The organism is Peptoclostridium litorale DSM 5388, assembly GCF_900141635.1.
Lineage (GTDB): Bacteria > Bacillota > Clostridia > Peptostreptococcales > Peptostreptococcaceae > Peptoclostridium > Peptoclostridium litorale.
The window spans coordinates 288,870-309,275 of the sequence record NZ_FSRH01000002.1 but is presented as its reverse complement, the minus strand read 5'-3'; the positions used below and the strand labels follow the sequence as shown (position 1 = coordinate 309,275).

Annotated in this window: 17 protein-coding genes and 1 riboswitch; of the genes, 16 read left to right on the top strand and 1 reads right to left on the bottom strand. The window is 40.0% G+C overall.

Features of this window, described 5'->3' with window-relative positions; all coding sequences use genetic code 11:
• The 7 genes from BUQ87_RS03215 to BUQ87_RS03185 form a co-directional block, all read left to right on the top strand.
• Window positions 1-945, top strand: a 945-nt coding sequence (locus BUQ87_RS03215) for an FAD-dependent oxidoreductase (protein WP_074210021.1), incomplete at its 5' end; no start/stop codon positions are given.
• A 98-nt stretch (window positions 946-1,043) separates the two neighbouring features.
• Window positions 1,044-1,898 (top strand): DNA adenine methylase, encoded by an 855-nt coding sequence (locus BUQ87_RS03210; RefSeq protein WP_052636108.1) that lies wholly within the window; start codon window positions 1,044-1,046, stop codon window positions 1,896-1,898.
• Between the two features lie 287 nt (window positions 1,899-2,185).
• A complete protein-coding gene (locus BUQ87_RS03205) occupies window positions 2,186-2,644 on the top strand; it encodes a hypothetical protein (protein WP_038264770.1) in 459 nt (152 codons plus the stop codon).
• A gap of 172 nt (window positions 2,645-2,816) precedes the next feature.
• Complete coding sequence (locus tag BUQ87_RS03200; RefSeq protein WP_038264773.1) at window positions 2,817-3,185, top strand: carboxymuconolactone decarboxylase family protein; 369 nt, start codon at window positions 2,817-2,819, stop codon at window positions 3,183-3,185.
• Window positions 3,186-3,337: 152 nt separating this feature from the next.
• Window positions 3,338-5,365, top strand: a complete 2,028-nt coding sequence (locus tag BUQ87_RS03195) for a transporter substrate-binding domain-containing protein (protein WP_038264776.1) — start codon at window positions 3,338-3,340, stop codon at window positions 5,363-5,365.
• Window positions 5,355-6,569 carry a sigma-54-dependent transcriptional regulator gene (locus BUQ87_RS03190; protein WP_052636109.1) on the top strand — a complete coding sequence of 405 codons (1,215 nt, stop codon included), beginning with the start codon at window positions 5,355-5,357 and terminating at the stop codon, window positions 6,567-6,569. Before BUQ87_RS03195 ends, BUQ87_RS03190 begins: the two co-directional genes overlap by 11 nt.
• 22 nt (window positions 6,570-6,591) lie before the next feature.
• On the top strand, window positions 6,592-7,626 hold the full coding sequence (locus BUQ87_RS03185; RefSeq protein WP_052636110.1) for an asparaginase: 1,035 nt from the start codon (window positions 6,592-6,594) through the stop codon (window positions 7,624-7,626).
• Window positions 7,627-7,720: 94 nt separating this feature from the next.
• Here the strand turns inward: BUQ87_RS03185 and glpK are convergent, their stop codons facing one another.
• The gene (gene glpK / locus BUQ87_RS03180) at window positions 7,721-9,220 is read right to left on the bottom strand and encodes a glycerol kinase GlpK (protein WP_038264779.1); all 1,500 of its coding nucleotides are present in this window, start codon (window positions 9,218-9,220) and stop codon (window positions 7,721-7,723) included.
• Window positions 9,221-9,337: 117 nt separating this feature from the next.
• Between glpK and BUQ87_RS03175 the strand changes: the two genes are divergently transcribed.
• The 9 genes from BUQ87_RS03175 to BUQ87_RS03135 all read left to right on the top strand — a co-directional run bounded on the left by BUQ87_RS03175 (window position 9,338) and on the right by BUQ87_RS03135 (window position 20,405).
• Entirely contained in the window at window positions 9,338-10,186 is an 849-nt protein-coding gene (locus BUQ87_RS03175) for an aminotransferase class IV (protein ID WP_038264782.1), read from the top strand.
• 211 nt (window positions 10,187-10,397) lie between these two features.
• Window positions 10,398-11,078: a Crp/Fnr family transcriptional regulator gene (locus tag BUQ87_RS03170; RefSeq protein ID WP_038264785.1), complete on the top strand. Its 681-nt coding sequence runs from the start codon at window positions 10,398-10,400 to the stop codon at window positions 11,076-11,078.
• Window positions 11,079-11,125: 47 nt separating this feature from the next.
• A complete protein-coding gene (locus BUQ87_RS03165; RefSeq protein ID WP_038264788.1) occupies window positions 11,126-12,136 on the top strand; it encodes a BMP family lipoprotein in 1,011 nt (336 codons plus the stop codon).
• 79 nt (window positions 12,137-12,215) lie between these two features.
• Window positions 12,216-13,748: an ABC transporter ATP-binding protein gene (locus BUQ87_RS03160; protein WP_038264791.1), complete on the top strand. Its 1,533-nt coding sequence runs from the start codon at window positions 12,216-12,218 to the stop codon at window positions 13,746-13,748.
• A 3-nt stretch (window positions 13,749-13,751) separates the two neighbouring features.
• Complete coding sequence (locus tag BUQ87_RS03155) at window positions 13,752-14,819, top strand: ABC transporter permease (protein ID WP_052636111.1); 1,068 nt, start codon at window positions 13,752-13,754, stop codon at window positions 14,817-14,819.
• A complete protein-coding gene (locus BUQ87_RS03150; protein WP_038264793.1) occupies window positions 14,816-15,739 on the top strand; it encodes an ABC transporter permease in 924 nt (307 codons plus the stop codon). The genes BUQ87_RS03155 and BUQ87_RS03150 overlap by 4 nt, the downstream gene beginning before the upstream one ends.
• 4 nt (window positions 15,740-15,743) lie before the next feature.
• Window positions 15,744-16,469, top strand: a complete 726-nt coding sequence (locus BUQ87_RS03145; RefSeq protein ID WP_038264795.1) for a nucleoside phosphorylase — start codon at window positions 15,744-15,746, stop codon at window positions 16,467-16,469.
• Between the two features lie 112 nt (window positions 16,470-16,581).
• A riboswitch (cyclic di-GMP riboswitch) is annotated at window positions 16,582-16,666 on the top strand.
• Between the two features lie 175 nt (window positions 16,667-16,841).
• On the top strand, window positions 16,842-18,830 hold the full coding sequence (locus BUQ87_RS03140; protein ID WP_143182381.1) for a methyl-accepting chemotaxis protein: 1,989 nt from the start codon (window positions 16,842-16,844) through the stop codon (window positions 18,828-18,830).
• Window positions 18,831-19,070: 240 nt separating this feature from the next.
• The gene (locus tag BUQ87_RS03135; protein WP_052636112.1) at window positions 19,071-20,405 is read left to right on the top strand and encodes a sigma-54 interaction domain-containing protein; all 1,335 of its coding nucleotides are present in this window, start codon (window positions 19,071-19,073) and stop codon (window positions 20,403-20,405) included.
• Window position 20,406 lies beyond the last annotated feature (1 nt).

Here is a 20,406-nt window from a genome sequence, read left to right as displayed (position 1 = left end):
CCTGCAGGAGTTACATGTGCGGGAGACCTTGCTAAAATGGGATACGAAATAACAGTATTCGAGGCGCTTCACGAGCCAGGCGGAGTTCTTCTTTACGGAATACCAGAATTCAGACTTCCAAAAGACGCTGTTGTAAAGCCAGAGCTTCAAAACCTTGAAAAGCTTGGAGTTAAAATAGAGACAAACGTAATAGTTGGAAGAACTATAACAATAGACCAGCTTCTTGGAGAAGAAGGATTCGACGCCGTATTCATAGGATCTGGAGCGGGGCTTCCAAAATTCATGGGAATAGACGGAGAGAACCTGAACGGAGTATTCTCGGCGAACGAGGTTCTTACAAGAAACAACCTTATGAAGGCGTTCAAAGAAGACTACGACACTCCAATAAGACCAGGAAAGAAAGTTGCAGTAGTGGGCGGAGGAAACGTTGCTATGGACGCTGCAAGAACTGCGCTAAGACTTGGAGCTGAAGTACACGTAGTGTACAGAAGATCAGACGCCGAGCTTCCAGCGAGAGCTGAAGAAGTGCATCACGCTAAAGAAGAGGGCGTAATATTCGACGTTCTTACAAACCCAGTTGAAATCCTCGGAGATGAAAACGGATGGGTTAAGGGAATGAAGTGCGTGAAAATGGAGCTTGGAGAGGCTGACGAGTCAGGAAGAAGAAGACCTCAGGTTATAGAGGGATCTGAATTCATACTTGACGTAGACACAGTAATAATGTCACTTGGAACATCTCCAAACCCACTTATAACAGACACTACAAAAGGACTTGATGTAAACAAGTGGGGCTGCATAGTTGCTGACGAGGCTGACGGACAGACTTCAAGAGAAGGAATATTCGCAGGTGGAGACGCTGTTACAGGAGCGGCTACAGTTATACTTGCAATGGGCGCTGGAAAAGCGGCTGCACAGGCAATAGACAAATATGTAAAGAGCAAGTAGTTAATTTAGCATCATATTGTATAAATCCTTATATTCAGCCGAAAGGAAATGTCTCGGCTGAATATAAGGGTTCAAATGTTCGAAAAGGAGGAAAAATTATGAGCTACGCACTTAATTTAGAGTATGGGAATTTGGATTCTGAAAGCAAGTCTAAACAAAGGAAAAGAAGGAAAAAAAACCTTTCGCCAATATTCAAGTGGACAAGGGACGAAAAATATATAATTGAGGAAATTCAAAAGCACATACCAAAGAGTTTTTCAAGCTACTGGGATGCATATGCAGGCGGAGGAGCGCTTTTATTCAATATTCAAAGCAGAAAAGCAGTTATAAATGTATGCGATGAAGAACTCTACAATATATACAGGGTGATAAGGGACAATGTTGAGGGACTTATAGAAGAACTTAAAAACCATAAAAATGAAAAAGAGCACTACTATGAAGTAAGGGACAAAAGCTCAGTTGAAATGAACCCTGTCGAAAGGGCAGCAAGAGACATATACCTTAGCAAAACTTGCTTTAATGGTTTTTTCAGAAAAGATGAAAATGGACAGTTTGATGTGCCATTTGGATCATATAAGAATTCGCAGGTGACAAACAAAATAATACTAAAGGGAATAAGCAGATACCTTAAGGAGCAGAATGTAAAGCTTATAAGCAGAAAATTTGAAAGTTTTGCAGATAAGATAGAAGAAGACTCATTTGTATATATAGCACCTGAAAATAACTTTGAAATGCAAAATTTTTCAAAATTTCAAGAATGCACAAGACTTAAGTTTATATGTGACAGACTCAACTCAAGAGGGGTTAAATTTTTAATATCACATTCAAATAATGAACTTATGCATGATACGTTCAGGCAATATGAGATTATAACAGTAGATGCCAATAAAAACATCAGAGCGATAGGTTCTAAGAGAGAAAATCCAAAAGAAATAATAATAAAAAACTACTAAAAGTATATTTTGGAGACTCGAAAAACCTATAACTTTTTTCAGAGATCATAGACTGAGAACAATGAAAAAGGGGTGATGGAATTGGTGTTCGAATGGTACAATATTGATCTATTCCTATTTATAAGGATGCAAAAAAAGGTTACAATGGAAGACGTAAAAAAGCAGTTTCCGCGTACAGGCAAAAAAGATTTGGAAAAATTAATAATTTTAGGTAAAATAGTATATGATGACAAGTATTATATGACTTCATAGATACCGAAAATTGCTTGTCTGGGAAGGTGTTTAACTTGAATACTGTTGGCGGGAAAAAACTTGAAGTGGATATTGGCAGTGATGTCATGAAAATATACGATCAAAGCGCTCATGCAAGCGTTGAATCTGCATGGGATCATATGGACTCCTATTACGTGGGGATAAGAGGCGCTGCTTGCAGAGAAGAATATATGAATAGACTTTCACAAATAGACATGCAGCTATACAGGACAAATTTTGATTATATGTTTTCTTCCATAGGAGCCTTGGGATTTTACATATCCATAAGAAATGCCACAAAGGCTTACCAGATGCATGAATATATTCCACTTTTACTTTTCAGCGGAGTTTGTACATTAATAATAGCTTTGGGTGTTAAATTTACTGTTTTTAATATGAAAAATTATGCGCAAATCAACAGGAAGAACAAGCTCATAAGACATGAAAAGGAACTGCTTATTCAAATATTACAGGAATTTGACTGCAAGGAGTAAGTCTGTGCAAGTGCATGGGCTTTTTTTATTTTTTGTAACAAATGACACGTAAAACTATACTGAAAATGCATACAATGAGAATATAGAAAATGCGATTTTAAAAACTGTGAATTTAATATCTAAGCAGACGACTGTATAAACTTATATTATATGAGAAAGGTGAGTGGAATATATGAACAACAGCGACATAAAGAAAAAGATGAAAGATAGTATAGGATATGTGCCTCCGGGAGTGATGGTTGCACAGCAGCTTGGAGAAGATTTTCAAGATATAATAGGGATGTATAACGACCACATATGGTCTGAAGGCGTTATGCCATTAAAGTACAGATACCTAATTGCTCTTGCGACGGCCATATTTGACAACAATGAGGCGAGGGCAAAGCTTGAAATGAATAAGGCCATAAAATACGGGGCCAACAGAGAGGAAATAATAGAGGTCATAAAGCAGCAGGTATGGATGAAAGGCGCTCCGACACTTGTGCAGGTTGCACCTCTCATACAGTTTATGAATCATAAGTTTAATGAAAGTAACATATAACTAACGAAATTGAAAAAACAATTAAATTCAATTTTAAAAAGGCTTGATATTAATCGGGCCTTTTTTGTTATTATAAATATTAATGATATAATGTCTATAGAAATTGAGTTTTTGATTTTGTTTTAACAAATTGCAGTTGGAGGAATGACTACATGAAAAAGAAAGTCATACACATAGTTTTACTTTTTTTTATGGTAATACTTTTACTTGCGGAAGGATATATAAGAATTGAATATGATGTAGGCATGTATCAATACTTCACAGGATATAATAGACTTACAAAGCAGGAAGCTAAGTGGCTCAAAGATCATGGAAGCATAATATATGGCGCGGATAACAACTCGCCTCCTTTAAGATATGTAGACCATGAAAGCAAGCAATATGAGGGTCTGGCTGTCGATTATTTAAGGGCTCTATCAATAGAAATAGGGGCGGAGATAGAGTTTGAACCACATGTTTGGAATGATGCACTTAAAGAGCTGGAAGAGGGCAGAACTGATATTTGTGACATGTATCCATCTGAAAAAAGAGGTGAAAAGTATCTCTTTTCAGATCCCATATACTATCAAAGAGGTGTAGTACTAGTCAAAAATAGCGAAAACAGCATTAAAAACCACATGGAGCTTTCCGGTGGGAAAGTCGCAGCACAAGAAGGCGATTATGCAGTTGACTTTCTAAAGCAAAGAGTGTCTCAAATTGACTTTGAATTTACAGATGACTATTTAGAAGCTATGAACCTATTGAAAGACAGCAAGGTAGATGCGGTAGTGGGAGACGAGCCTGTAATAAGTTATTTTATGCAGCAGCTTAACATGAAAGACGGATACAAAATGTTAGATAAGCCCCTGTATGAAAAGGAATGTGTATTGGCACTTCCAAAGACAGAAAGGACATTTCTCAACATAATAAACAAGGGCATATACAATTTGAAGAAAAAGGACACTATGGTTAAGATACAGCAAAAATGGTTTGGCATATCGAGACCAATAGTAAAAGACAAGGCCCCTCAGAGATTTATGCTCATAATTGCATTTTTCATGGCAATAATATCTATGGCATCGTATCTCTTTACAGTGTGGAACAAGGAGCTGAAGAATCAAGTTGAAAAAAGGACTAGAGAACTTGATAGAAGTAAAAAAGATTTGGAGATTACGTTTGACGGATTGCCACATTTCATGGTGGTTTTGAATGACAACTGCAATATAGTCAGTACTAATAAATCTTTTTGTGATTTTAAAAAGCAATACAAATATGAAATGATAGGGAAAAGTTGCATGCATTTCAATGGAATTATAAATATGGATTGTAGTAATTGCATAGTCAAAAGGACTTTTTCAGACGGACAGCACTACAGCAAGGAAATAACATTTGAAGAAAAACTGTATGAAATAAACACATTTCATCTTGATGACGACAGGAACTCAAAGCAAAGAGTGCTGGTAATGATAAGGGACATAACAAAAATAAGGATAAGTGAGCAGCAACTTCTTCAATCCAATAAAATGGCTGCAGTGGGACAGCTTGCAGCAGGTGTTGCACATGAGATCAGAAATCCCTTGGGCGTGATAAGAAACTATTGTTACGTTTTGAAAAACAATATAAATCAAGGATTGGATGACAAGGCAAAGCCAATAGTCGTGATTGAAAAATCTGTCAAAAAAATTGCGGGGATAATTGACAATCTGTTGAATTTTTCAAGAATAACAGATGACGATATCGCGGATATAGATTTGGAGACGTTCATACGGAATGTGCTTGAGCTGAACTCAAAATTAATGGATAGGCATAATATAAAAACAGATGTGGTTTGCAGCGGAAAAATGTATTTGAATTTTAATGAAGAAGCGTTAAAGCACGTACTGATAAATCTCATTTCAAATGCAGTTGATGCCATGCCGGATGGTGGAACACTCACTTTAATTTGCAATGACAGTTTGGAATCAACAGAAATTTCATGTGTTGACACGGGAAATGGAATAAATGAAGAAGATTTAAAAAACATATTCAACCCATTTTTCACCACAAAGCCGCCAGGAGAAGGCACAGGATTGGGGCTTTTTATAGCGTATACCGAGATGGAGAAATTCGGTGGAAAAATAGAGGTTTCAAGTGAAATTGGAAAGGGCAGCGAATTCAAGATAGTGCTGCCTAAGAAGGAGGGCAAGAGCCATGGCAAATAACAGCGGAAAATTCAATTTGCTAATTGTTGATGATGAAGAGGAATACAGGGATAGTTTAAGGATAATACTTGAGAGCGAAGGTTATCTGGTAGATGATGCGGCAAGTGGGGAAGTTGCACTTGATATGCTAAAATCCAAAGATTATGATTTGGTGCTGACAGATCTTATGATGAAGGGCATCGATGGAATAGAGCTTGTTGTCAAAATAAAGGCGGTAAAGCCGCATATGGATGTAATTATAATAACTGGATATGGGAGCATAAAAAATGCTGTCGAGGCGATGAAAAAAGGAGCATTTTCATATTTTGTAAAAGGCCACGACCCGGAGGAATTGATTATTGAAATTGAAAAATTGAGAAAACTCAAAGAACTCGAGCGTGAAAACAGCATATATAGAGAGCAAAATAAAGAGCTTGACTTTATGCTGGACACTAAAAGCCCAAAGTTCAAAAGGGCTATTGAAATAGCCCAAAAGGCGGCAGTTAGCAATGTAAACATTCTCATACTGGGAGAGTCGGGAGTTGGAAAGGAAGTTTTCGCAAAATATATACACAGTTGCAGTGAAAGAAAAGAAGGACATTTCATAGCAGTAAACTGTCATGCCCTTTCAGAAAGCCTATTGGAGTCGGAGCTTTTTGGTCATGAAAAAGGGGCCTTTACGGGAGCCATGGAGAAGAAAAAAGGGAAATTTGAAGCAGCCCATGATGGCACACTGTTTTTGGATGAGATAGGCGATGCAACTTTGAGTACCCAGGTAAAGCTTCTCAGGACAATAGAAAATAAGAGAATAGAGAGAATAGGAAGCAATAGGTCGATAGATGTCAACTTCAGGCTTGTCTGTGCAACAAACAAAGAATTGGAGAAGGCGATAAGGGAAGGGGAGTTCAGAGAAGATTTATTTTACAGAATAAGTACAATTACTATAGAAATCCCTCCTTTGAGAGAGAGGAAAGAAGACATTCCCAAACTAATAGAGTTTTTCTTTGGCAAATCTAAAGTTGAAATGAAAAAAGACATTACAGAAATAGAAGAGGGAGTAATGAATTTCTTGATTTTGCATGACTATCCAGGAAATGTAAGAGAACTCAAAAATATAGTTGAGAGGCTGGTTGTCCTTTCAGAAGGTGGTGTAGTCAGGGAGGCTGATATTCCAAGGTCGAAGATGAAGGCAGATGACAATTATTCGCCAGACGGGATTAATTAAAACTATATTTAGGGGTGCTAATATGAAAAAAATACTTATAGTTGCGACGGGAGGAACAATAGCTTGCTCGGATTCAGGTGACGGACTTTCGCCAAAATATGACGTAAATGAACTTTTGGAATACATTCCACATGTTTTAGATTTATGCAAAATAGGCGGCGAGCTTATTATGAATATTGACAGCTCGAATATGAATCCTTCCAGATGGAAATGCATAGCCCAAAAGATATATGAAAACTACGAAAACTATGATGGTTTTGTAGTGACTCATGGAACTGACACCATGGCATATACTTCAGCCGCATTGACATACATGCTTCAAAATATGGACAAGCCTGTTATAATTACGGGATCGCAGTATTCAATTGAGGAATCTGGAAGCGATGCCATTCAAAACTTAAGCGATGCAATATTGTTTGCACTGGAAGACATTGCAGGAGTATTTGTGGCTTTTGACGGTAAGCTTATAAATGGAACAAGAGCCATGAAAGTAAAAACCCGTAGCTTCGATGCATTTGAAAGCGTGAACTTCCCAGATATAGCCACGATAAAATACGGAAAGATCATATACAACAAGTCGATACTTGGATTTTACAAAAAGCATGGACAGCAGATGGAATTTGCAGATAGCATATGTGAAAAGATAATGGTTTTAAAGCTATTTCCTGGAATAAACCCAGATATATTTGACTATATAAAAAATATCTGCAGAGGAGTAATAATAGAGAGCTTTGGTATAGGTGGAATTCCATTTGAAAACTTCGATATAACATCAAAAGTAAAAGAGCTCATAGATGAAGGAATAGCAGTAGTTGTAACTACACAATGCATGGAAGAGGGCGTTGACCTTAACATATACGAAGTCGGCAAAAAGCTTTCGCAAAACAACATAATATTTGCAAGAGATATGAACACAGAAGCACTTGTTCCAAAACTCATGTGGGCACTGGGAATGTCAAAGGATATGGGAGAAGTTAAAAAATATATTGAAACCTCTTTTAAAGGAGATATAACTATAGAAACTGCTGTATTGAACGAGCTTCAAATTGCAAAATAATATTTTTGAATGCAATGCTTACTATTAAAGAAATAGGCTACCGGCATACTATCCGGCAGCCTATTTCTTTTGTATCTGGATGAAATTTCAATCATTAATGTTCTTCCCAACGCATTGATCTCCCAACTGCCTTTTTCCACCCACTGTATAATTTCTCTTTTTCCAAAGCTTCCATGGAAGGGCTGAAAGCCATGTCAAGTGAGCATTTTTGGCTTATATCATCAATGCCGCTCCAAAATCCGGATGAAAGCCCTGCAAGAAAGGCCGCCCCAAGGGCAGTGGTTTCTGTAACTGCAGGCCTTTGAACCTGCACTCCAAGTATGTCGGATTGAAACTGCATGAGGAAATTGTTCCCAACAGCTCCGCCATCCACTTTGAGCTGGGACAGGCTTATGCCCGAATCATCCTGCATGGCCTCTATGACATCTCGGCTCTGGTACGCTATTGCCTCGAGGGTGGCCCTTATTATATGGTTCTTGTTTGAGCCTCTGGTAAGGCCTAAAATGGCCCCGCGCGCATACATGTCCCAGTATGGAGCCCCAAGACCTGCAAATGCGGGAACCATGTAGACCCCGTTTGTAGAATCGACCTTGCCTGCGTAGTATTCGCTTTCGGAAGCGTCATTTATAAGCATCATCTCGTCCCGGAGCCATTGTACGCAGGCTCCACCCATGAATATGCTCCCTTCAAGTGCGTAATAGACCTTTTGGTCTATTCCCCATGCGATGGTCGTCAGAAGGCCGTTTTTAGATGATATCATGTCTTCGCCCGTGTTCATGAGCATAAAGCACCCCGTTCCGTAAGTATTCTTCGCCATTCCAGGTTGAGTGCAAAGTTGGCCGAAGAGTGCAGCTTGCTGGTCTCCTGCCGCCGAGCATATTGGTATATGGGAGTCTTCAAACAGCCCCCTGCCAGTATGCCCATATACATGGCTTGAGGGCATAACCTCGGGGAGAATTGAGCGTGGGATTTCGAGAGCATCCAGTATTTTTTCATCCCACTGCAGCTTTTTTATATTATAAAGCATCGTCCTAGAGGCGTTTGAGTAGTCTGTAATATGAACTTTTCCCCTTGTGAGGTTCCATATTATCCAGGAGTCGACGGTTCCAAATAAAAGTTCGCCACTTTCGGCTTTTTCAATTGCTCCGGGAACGTTTTCGAGTATCCACTTTATTTTGGTGGCTGAAAAATAGGCGTCTACTACAAGGCCTGTGTTTTCTCGTATGTAATCTTCAAGACCGCTGCGTTTTATGTCTTCGCATATGTCTGCGGTTCTTCTGCACTGCCAGACTATGGCGTTATATATGGGTTTTCCGGTGCTTTTTTCCCAGACCACTGTTGTCTCTCTTTGGTTTGTTATCCCTATGGCTGCGATTTCAGACGGTGAAATTCCAATGCTTTCAATTACTTCGTTTGCAACGGAAGCCTGGACTGCCCATATTTCCATGGGATCGTGTTCAACCCATCCAGACCTTGGATAAATCTGGTTTATTTCCCTCTGTGCGGCTTTTACTATTTTTGCATCTTTGTCAAAGAGTATGGCCCTTGAACTCGTTGTCCCCTGATCTAGTGAAAGAATATATTTTTTATCCATAAGCGTACTCCCCCCCTTGAAAAACTAAAAATAATACATGATTTTCAAATCAAATAGAAGCCCGATTACAATATAAGGTGATATAATTATAATATATCATAATCGGGAGGCCTTATTATGAAAAAAGAAAAAGCAAACAATGAAGCAATGCTTGAATATATTATTTTAAACGGAAAAATTAAAAGCACAAATGAAATTAATCCTATGGAAATTGCAAAGAAGCTCCCCATATATGAGGTTGTAAAGATAAAGGAAGGAGCCGCGCTTTATATTGAAGAGCATATAGGGAGAATGAAAAAGTCTGCAGAGCTTATGGGAGTTAAGCTTGAAATGGACGATATTGAAATAAAAGAACATATTAAAAGGCTTATAGAGGCTAACGGAGAGCACAATATGAACGTAAAGCTTTTGGCTTCAAACTTCACTGATGAGGGGTTTGATTTTGCGGCATATTTCATAAAGAGCTTTTATCCGCCGGTAAATATGTATGAAGAGGGAATCCATACAATACTATACAGATCCGAGAGGGAAAATCCACACGCCAAGGTTGTAAACATAGAGCAAAGAGAAGGTATAAACAGAAAGAGAGAAAAAGAGGCAGCCTTTGAGGCCATACTTGTAAATGAAAAGGGATATCTTACTGAAGGCAGCAGATCAAACATTTTCTTTGTAAAGGACTCGAAAGTGCATACTCCGCCTTCGGGGGACGTGCTGCTTGGAATAACGAGAAAGAAAGTGCTTGAAATATGCTGTGAAAATGAAATTGGGGTTGAGGAGCATGAAATACCTGTGGAGAGCATTAAAGAATACGACGGCGCATTCATAACAGGAACTTCGATTAATGTACTTCCGGTAGCTACAATAGATGACATGAAACTCCATTCTACTACGAATGAAGTCGTAAAACTTCTTGTTGAAAAAATGAATGAAAATGTGAGTGAGTATATAAAAAGTTGTAAACTGTAAAATGAAACAATGCTATATATGACTCATATCCCCTTGAATTCAATGTATGTAGTTGTTTTAAAGTATAGTTTGATAATATGTGTTATAACACTTGTGTAAAAAGGTATAAACATATATAGTAAACATGTTAAAAGAACACTGAAAAGCGGGACATATGTCCTTTTTCAGCGGGGCTTTTGCAATTAGAATAGTATATTGTGAGAGGTATATAATGAATATAAAATGGAATAAAAAGCTTCCGCTTTTAAAGCTGATAAGCGATACGATAGATGAGGAATTTCTGAAAAAGTGTAAAATTTCGAAATACTTTCCTGGCCAGACTATATGCAGGCAGGATCAGGTTTACGACAGTTTTTATGTTATACTTTCGGGATGTGTAAAAGTGTGCCATACATCTGAAAAGGGAAAGGTCTATTCGCAAGCAGTAAATAAAGAGGGAGATTTTTTTGGAGAAATTGAGGTAATCGATTCCCTGCCGTTTATATGCGAAATTAGAGCCATAACAGAGGTCGATGTAATCCGGATATTCAGAAAGGATTATTTGAATTGGATTAAAGAGAATCCAGATGTAATGATGTACATATTTAAAGCGATGAGCTCCATATCGTATAAGACGTCAAAAAAAAGCATAGAGGACACTTTATATTCGCTGAAGTTCAGAGTGTGTGACTATCTAATAAACTGCAGCCAGGATGAATTCTTGAACAAAAACCCGCACATATTCCTCGGCAAGCAGTATATGAGTGAAAATTTCGTGGTTACCCAAAGAAGCATAAACAGAGTGCTCAAGGAGCTTAAGGACAAGGGCCTTATAGAAGTGAGCGACAAGCAGATAAAGCTTCTTGATGTCAGCGGGCTTGAAAGAGAAAGGGAAATCGAAAGATTCAGTTGATATGCAAGGCACATGCCTGTATATAAAAAATAAGGAGGGAAACAAATATGAAGAAAAAAATTTCAGTTCTTTTAAGCATCATAATGATGCTTACATTTGCACTTGCCGGATGTGGCGGACAAAAAGCAGAAGAAGAAACGCCAGCAACAGAAGAAGCAAAGCTTAAAGTGGCACTTGTAGTTGCGGGCGGACTTGGAGACCGTTCATTCTACGATTCAAGTAATGAGGGATTTGATAAGGCAAAAGCTGAGCTTGGAGTTGAAGGTTCGGTATTCGAGTGTAAGAACGATCCAGGTCTTTACACAGACCAGATGATTAATGCAGCTCAGACAAGCGACGTTATAATAGCTGTAGGTTTCGAATTCGACCAGACTCTAAAGGAAGTGGCGCCACAGTTCCCAGACAAGAAGTTCATATACATCGACAACGTTATAGAGGGAATCGACAACCTTACTTCAATAGACTACATGGAAAACGAAGGAGCATTCCTTGCTGGAGCGCTTGCAGCGCTTGAAAGCGAGAGCGGAAAGATAGGAATGGTAGGGGGAGCAGACATACCTGTAATAAGAAACTTCAGAGCAGGATATGAAGCAGGAGCTAAATACGTAAACCCTGATGTTCAGATAGAAGTAATATTCGCAGAAAGCTTTGAAGACCCTGCAAAGGGAAAAGAAAGTGCACTTGCTCTTTACTCAAAGGGTGTTGACATAATATTCCAGGTTGCAGGAAAAACTGGAGAAGGTGTATTTGAAGCTGCTAAGGATGTAAACAAAAAAGCTATAGGCGTTGACTCAGACCAAAGATATATAAATCCTGACGTCATAGTTGCCAGCATGATAAAAGGAGTTGGACTTTCAGTTTACGAGTCTCTTGAGAAAATACAAAACGGAACATTTGAATCAGGAACAGTTTACAAGTACGGCACAAATGAAAATGGTGTAGACATAGGATATGGAACAGAAGACATGCCTCAGCTTGTAAGCGAAGAAACAAAGGCTAAAATACAAGAACTTAAGGAAAAGATATCTAGCAAAGAGATAACAGTTCCAGAAGTTTAATGTAATAAAAGATGAAGAAGCAGCCTGCTTCTTCATTTTTTTAAGGAAAAGTTTATACCGGGAGGTGCAGGTAGATAATATGCCAGAAAAAATAATAGAACTGAAAAATGTAACAAAGAAATTTCCAGGAGTGCTTGCAAACGACAATATAAGCCTAGATATAAACAAGGGCGAGATATTTGCCGTGGTAGGCGAGAATGGGGCCGGAAAATCAACTCTAATGAAGACCATGTACGGGATTCACCCTCCAACAGAAGGAGAAGTTTATATAAGGGGAAAAAAGATCCAGTCATTCAGCCCCAAAAGCGCCATAGAAAACGGAATAGGAATGGTACACCAGCATTTCATGCTGGTACCTTCATTTACAATAGCGCAAAATGTGGTGCTTGGAATGGAACCATTGAAGGACAAAGTGCTTGTGGATCAAAAGGATGCAAATGAAAAGGTCAAGTCGGTAAGCGTCCAGTACGGACTTGAAATAGATCCAACAGCTAAAATAGAGGACATGTCAGTAGGTGTGCAGCAGAGAGTGGAAATACTAAAAACACTCTACAGGGGAGCCGACATACTGATTCTCGATGAACCTACAGCAGTGCTAACGCCTCAGGAGACTGAGGACCTTTTCAGGGTAATAAGAAAGCTTGTAGACGAAATGGGAAAGACCGTAATAATAATCACTCACAAGCTGAATGAAGTGCTTGCAATATCAGACAGGGTTGCCGTAATGAGGCAGGGAAAGCTCATAGGAGTGCACCAGACAAGCGACATGACGGAAAAATCACTTGCAGAGATGATGGTTGGAAGGGAAGTCCTTTTTGAAGAGATTGACAGGGAAGAAGTGGAAGGAGATGTCCTAATAAGGGTTGAAGACCTAAAGGCTCTTGACAACAGAGGATTTGAAGGACTTCGTGGAATAAGCCTTGAAGTGAGGGCTGGAGAGATACTCGGTGTTGCCGGAATAGAGGGCAACGGCCAAACCGAGCTCATAGAAACCCTTTCCGGGATGAGAGACATAAAAGGCGGAAATGTTTACATGAAGGATATCAGGATAAACGGAATGAGCCCTCGCAAGATAAGGGACATAGGAGTTGCCCACATACCTGAGGACAGACTTGTGATGGGGCTGAGTAAAGATGACTCCATAACAGAAAATATGCTTATGGGCAGCCAGCACAGCAGTGAGTTTTCTAAAAAGGGAGTCCACCTTAAAATGGACAAGATAAGGGAATTTGCATCAGACCTTATAAAGAAGTTCGACGTAAGGACTGCGGGACAGGATGTAAGCGCAGGTTCGCTTTCGGGTGGAAACATGCAAAAGGTTGTAATAGCAAGGGAGTTTTCGTTTAACACTCCGATACTGCTCATAGCGCAGCCTACAAGAGGTGTGGATATAGGCGCCATAGAATTCATACACGAGCAGATAGTAAAAAAGAGGAATGAAGGCTGTGCAATACTTCTTCTTTCAGCCGAGTTGGACGAGATATTCAGGCTTTCAGACAGGATAATAACCCTTTATGAGGGACATATAACTGGAAACTTCAAAAATGGAGAAATAAACAAAAAAGACATAGGCTACTATATGACTGGGCACAGAGGACAGGAAGGTGTATAAAATATGAAGGAATGGATAAAGAGAAAAGGGGGCTATGCATTGTCTCTTGCAGCTTCGATAGGCTTGGCTCTGCTTCTTGGAGCCGTTATAATGCTGCTTAACGGACAAAACCCCCTGCATGGATATGGGGCGCTTGTATATGGAGCTTTCGGAACAAAATACAACATGGCGACAACGCTTGTCAAGACGGTTCCGCTTATACTTACAGGGCTTGCAACTGCAATAGCCTTCATGAGCGGCATATACAACATAGGAGGAGAAGGACAGCTTTATCTTGGCGCATTTGCGGCCGCATACGTAGGATTTACGTTCACAGACCTGCCGGCATTTGTAGCTGTAATACTTGCTGTTTTGGCCTCGATGGCAGTCGGAGGGTTATACGCATATTTCCCCGGAGTATTGAAGGTTCACTTTAAAATAGACGAGGTAATAACTACCATAATGCTAAACAGCGTTGCGATACTTTTTGCAGGATATCTTGTAAACTATCCTTTCAGGTCTTCGCAGGGAAGCATGGGTGGAACTGACATGATAGCGGAAGGTTACAAGTTCCAAAATCTTATTCCTCTTTCGAAGCTCAATACGAGCATATTCTATACGATATTCATAGCATTTTTAATGTACTACCTTATAAAGAGAACATCGTTTGGATACAATTTCAAGGTAGTTGGAGCAAACAGCATATTTGCAAAATACGGAGGCATAAACAATAAAAAATACATGCTTGTTGCAATGATGATATCGGGAGCGCTTTGCGGGATAGCCGGAGCTTTCGAGGTTTACGGAATCCACTACAGATTCCTTCAAAACATTTCTAAGGGCCTTGCGTTTGACGGAATGCTTATAGCACTAATAGTTAAAAACAGCCCTATCGGGATAGTGTTTATGTCGATATTCTTTGCAATGCTAAAGACAGGCTCAACGTCAATGGAAGTAACGACAGGAGTCCCTTCAGAGCTTGTGCTTGTAATACAGTCCGTAATAATACTTTTCATAGCAGGTGAAAACGGACTTAGAGAGATACTTACGAGGAAAAAACTCACTTCAAGAAAGAAGGTGAAGCAGATATGATAAAGGATATATTAAATCTCGCACTGATTCAAAATACAATAAGAACGGCAACTCCGCTTATACTTGCAGGCCTTGGAGGTCTTCTTACAATGCATGCGGGCATACTCAACATAGGAATGGAAGGAATGATACTCATAGGGGCTTTCTTTGGAGTCCTTGGAAGCTATTTCTTTGCAAGTTCATTTATGGGAGTTATAATGGCAATAATTTCTGGAATAGTTATGGGATTCCTTTTCGGATTTTTTGTAATAGAGCTGAAAGCGGACGAATTCATAATAGGAATAGCAATAAACATATTTGCAGGAGGTCTTACTGTATTCCTATTAAGGAGTATATTTGGAGTAAAGGGTGCGTTTTCATCACCAGACATAAAACCCCTTCCGGATGTAGCACTGCCGTTTATAGGCAATATAGAATTTTTAGACACAATACTAAACAACCACTCGATATTCGTATATATAAGCTGGATACTGACGATAATAATATTCATATTCCTCTACAAGACGCCTTATGGCTTTTGGCTCAGGGCATCGGGCGAGCACCCACAGTCTCTTGAAACGGCAGGAGTAAGCCCTAAAAAGATGAAATACATGAGCTCTGTTATGTGCGGAGTATTCTGTGGAATGGCCGGCGCGCACCTTTCACTTGGATATCTTACTCTGTTTACGGAAAACATGAGTGCGGGAAGAGGATTTATCGCGCTTGCTGCAATAATATTTGGAGCATACAACCCTGCAAAGACATTTGCGGCGGCGCTTCTTTTCGGATTTTTCGATGCGCTTGGGATAAGGCTTCAAAGCGTTGGGATACCTTCGCAGTTTACGCAGATGATACCTTATCTTGCTACAATAGCAGTTCTTTTCATTGTTGTTCAAAGAAAAAATGCAAAAGGCCTCATGGGGCTTAAGGACGGGATGTGATACCATGATTCAGCCTCATATAAGATGTAGAGAAGAAGACGTGGCGGAAATAGTGCTCCTTCCGGGAGATCCTGAGAGGGTCACAAGGGCCGCACAGTACCTTGATGAATACAGGGAGGTAGCGTTTAACAGGGAGTTCAAGACGGTTACGGGAAAGTACAAGGGTGTTCCTGTCAGCATAACCTCGACTGGAATCGGAGGAGCTTCAGCGGCTATAGCTCTTGAAGAGCTTATAGCCTGCGGCGCAAAAAAATTCATAAGGATAGGAAGCGCCGGAGCTGTGCAAAAGGGAATAGAAATAGGAGACCTCATAATAGTGGATGCGGCAGTAAGAGAAGACGGAGCTTCCAGGATGTATGTGGACAGTGCCTATCCTGCCGCTGCGGACCACGAGCTTTTGGAGTCCATAAGAATGAATGCACAAAACATGGGAATACCATTCCATGTAGGCGTGGTCAGAAGCCATGACTCGTTTTATATAGACGAAGAAGAGCAGATAATGCAGATGTGGAGCAAAAAAGGAGTCCTGGCCTCTGACATGGAGACTGCTGCCCTGTTTGTAGTTGGAAGGCTAAGGGGAGTCAAGGTGGCGTCCATACTTAACAATGTTGTGAAATATGGAGAAGACGTAAAGGAAGGAATAGACCTTTATGTCGACAGTGAAAAGCTTGCAAGCATTGGAGAGGAAAATGAGATAAGGCTTGCGCTTGAAGCCGCAATAACGATATAGACAAAAAGTATTGTTGGATAATTAGAATCTGAAATTTACTTGATTTTAAAATGAATTATTGACAATGAATTTGAAGAATAGTAAAATTTGAATGGTGATATTAAAAGATATTTGAAAAATTGGGCAAACCTGCCGAAAGACAGGGACGCAAAGCTATGGGTCTAAGGAAGAGATTCTATGACTGCCAGGCTGCTAAAAAATCGCTGTGACTGATTCTGATATTGGATTGGAAATTTTGGATATTGAAACCATGGTGGCTTAGCAGTTAAAAGCCTCTGTGGTTTTTTGTTTTGTAGAAAAGGGGGGATAAGAGAGATTAGCTGGAGAAACTCCAGTGGAAATAAAAAATGCAGAAAGGATACAGGTGAGGCAATGAAGTTTACATTTAAAAGCGTTAAAAGCAGACTTATAGGTATGATACTGATTCCAGTAATCACCATACTTGTATTATTTGGGTATTATGCACATCATATTGTATACGATCTTCTTGGGAAAAAACTTACAGTTACTACTACTCAGGCCATAGGGGAGACCGAAAAATATGTGGACCAGTTTTTGTTAGGGACTGAGACCCAGCTTCTGTCAGTGGCTAAAAATAAATCCATAATAAATTTTGACGAATTTTCAGGAAATGAAGTCTTAAAAAGCTTAAAGGAAAGCAATGGAGAAGTAATAAATGTCTACTATGCAACCCAGGAGGGAACACTGCATGTCTATCCTGAGGTCGACCTTCCAGAAGGTTTTGACCCCAGGGAGAGGCCGTGGTATAAAGATGGGATGCAAACTCAGGACACAGCGGCATGGACAAATCCGTATAAGGATGCAGTAAGCGGAAAGACGCTGGTTTCAGTAGTTAAGGCTGTTATCGATGAATCCGGAAAAACAGTTGGCGTTGCAGGAATGGACATCGATCTTTCAACGATTTCAAAGGGAATATCGAAATCAAAAATAGGTTCCACGGGGTACATATGTATGACCGATCCATCCGGCATTATGCTTGCTCATAAAGTTGAGGAGGAGATGGGGAAAGACAGCATAATAAGCCTTCCGTTCTGGGAAGAGTCAAAATCGACTAAAAGTGGATTTTCAAAATACCAGTACAAGGGAGTAGACAAGTTCATAATATTTGTGACAAATGAGAGAACTGGATGGAAGATATTCGGTGCCATGGAGGAAGAAGAGCTTACAAACGATGCCAATCGTGTGATGAAGGCAGTTGCATTCAGCGTGATATTAGGCTCGATAGTTGCAGTTATACTTGCCCTTTATATAGCGAGGATGATATCCAAACCTTTGGCTGAGGGCGTCGGGCATTTGAATGCAATGTCTGAGGGAGACTTTACAGGTGAGGTTTCAAAAGGTCTTATTGGACGAAAGGACGAATTTGGAAAATTTGCGTTGGCGCTTGAAAAGCTCGAGGATAACCTTAGAAATATGATTTCTGATGTGAGAAGCTCTGCAAATGAGGTTGACGAGTCCTCGGCAATGCTAGCCAGCATATCAGGACAGTCTGCGCAAGCATCGGCAGAAGTTGCAAAGGCAATAGAGGAGATATCACAAGGAGCCGAAAGCCAGGCGCTAGACACTCAAAGCGGAGAAAGCAAGATGAATGACATGTCGGGAATAATAGAAAACCTGTCTGAAGAAACCGATAAAATGCAGTATGTGTCTCAAAATACAATAAAACTTGTAGAGAATGGATTCGACATTGTCCAAAAGCTAGATGAAAAGAGCAGTGAGACCGACAAAATGGCAAACAGCGTCAGCAACATATTTTCAGAGGTTGTTCAAAGCGTAGGGGGAATAAGCTCAATACTTGAAGTAATAATGGCGATATCAGACCAGACCAATCTGCTTGCACTCAATGCAAACATAGAGGCGGCAAGAGCAGGGGAACACGGAAAGGGCTTTGCAGTTGTCGCCGAAGAAGTCAGAAAGCTGGCGGAGGAGTCGTCAAAATCGGCCGACGAGATAAAAGGTATAATAAACCAGGTTCAGGAAAAGACGAAAACGGCTTTTGAATCAATGGAAAAGACTGCGGACGTTGTTAAGGAGCAGAGCACTGCGGTCGGAGAAACTAAGGCGGTATTCAAAAGCATATTTGAATCAATAGAGTTCCTAGTCGAAAATATAGGCAAGGTAAAGACAGGAAGCGGTGAAACTCTTAAATTAAAGGACGACATGGGAATTATAGTACAAAGTATAGCGTCTGCGGCAGAGCAGTCATCGGCTTCAACAGAAGAGGTGTCGGCGGCGGTGGAAGAGCAGCTTGCATCTATGCAGGAGCTTGCGCAGCACGCCAAAAACCTCGAAATGCTCTCGGGAGAACTCTACAGATCGTTTGAAAAATTCAAGATATAGAGACATAAAAAGCCAGGCAATAGGCCTGGCTTTTGTAATTCAGCGCAAAATTGCAGACCAAACTCCACCTGGATATAAAGTGGGGTCTGTCGAAAATATTATTTTCTCCAATAAAAAAAGACTCATAGACAGTGGATTATGTTAGAAAAAACAGGGTATAAAAGAATTTGGCAATAGTATTGAATACAATAAACAAATAAACTGCACAAAAATGAGAATGTTTTTATGGAGGTTGATGACATGAATGTCATAGATGTGATGGACTGTGCATTTGGGGGATGCATGGCGGAAGACACGCTAAGGGAGGCAGCCAAAAGAATAGTGGACAGTAATAAAAACAGCTTGATTGTAGTGGACAATTATAAACGGTATTTTGGTATTTTAAGAACATCGAAGCTTTTAGAAAATAGAGGAGACAATTCGAAAAAAGTGAAGGATGTGGCTGAGTATATAGAGCCGCTGGAGGAATTTCAAAATATAAAGACAATTAAAAATACAGGGTCTGATGTTATTCCCGTTGTAAATAAAGAAATGATACCTGTTGGGGTTGTTAGTCTAGGATGTATTATAGACCACTGCAGATGCTTAAAGGAAAAACGAAAGAGCTGTAAAGTAATGGGGCCGAAATACACAATAGATAATATAATAGGTGAGAGCGAAGCAATCCGAAACCTAAAAAAGCGTATAATAGCGGCTTCGAAAATTAAGTCAACGGTGCTGATAATGGGGGAGACCGGAGTCGGCAAAGAGCTTGTTGCAAATGCAATAGTGAGTCTGAGCAAAAGAAGGTATGAGCCATGGGTGAGAATAAACTGCGCTGCAATACCTGAGAATCTCCTTGAATCGGAGCTTTTCGGATATGAGCAGGGCTCATTCACAGGAGCGATAAGGGGCGGGAGCACAGGAAAATTTGAGATTGCAGACGGGGGAAGCATATTTCTAGATGAAATAGGGGACATGAAGCTTGACATGCAGGCAAAAATACTGAGGGTGCTTCAAGAAAACGAGATTGAAAAAATAGGGGGAAGTTTCCCGATAGCTGTCGATACAAGGGTAATAGCTGCAACTCATGAAAACCTTTCAAGCCTGGTGAATGAGAGGCGGTTTAGGAAGGACCTCTTTTACAGGCTTAACGTGATTCCGATAAATATACCTCCACTCAGGGCTCACAAGGAGGATCTGTCGCTTTTGACGGAGCATTTTATAAGTGAGGTTTCATTTGAATTTGGAATTGAAAAGCCCTGCATAGAAAAAGAGGTTTTGGATATGGCGTATGAATATGACTGGCCGGGAAACATAAGGGAATTTAGAAACTTCATAGAGATGATGGTAAGCGCTTCATCAGGAATGATAACGGCTGAAAGGGCGAGTGAATTTTTCATGTATCATGCCCATGAGGATTCTAGGCAAGAGAAGAATCAGCTGAAAAGCAGTTCTTATGAAGTGGAAAAGGAGACCATAAGAAGAGTTTTGAAAATACATAATGGAAATAAGAACAAGGCCGCAGAATCACTCGGAATATCAAGAAGCACATTGTATAATAAAATAAACAGGTTTAATATAAAAGAGGCTTGAT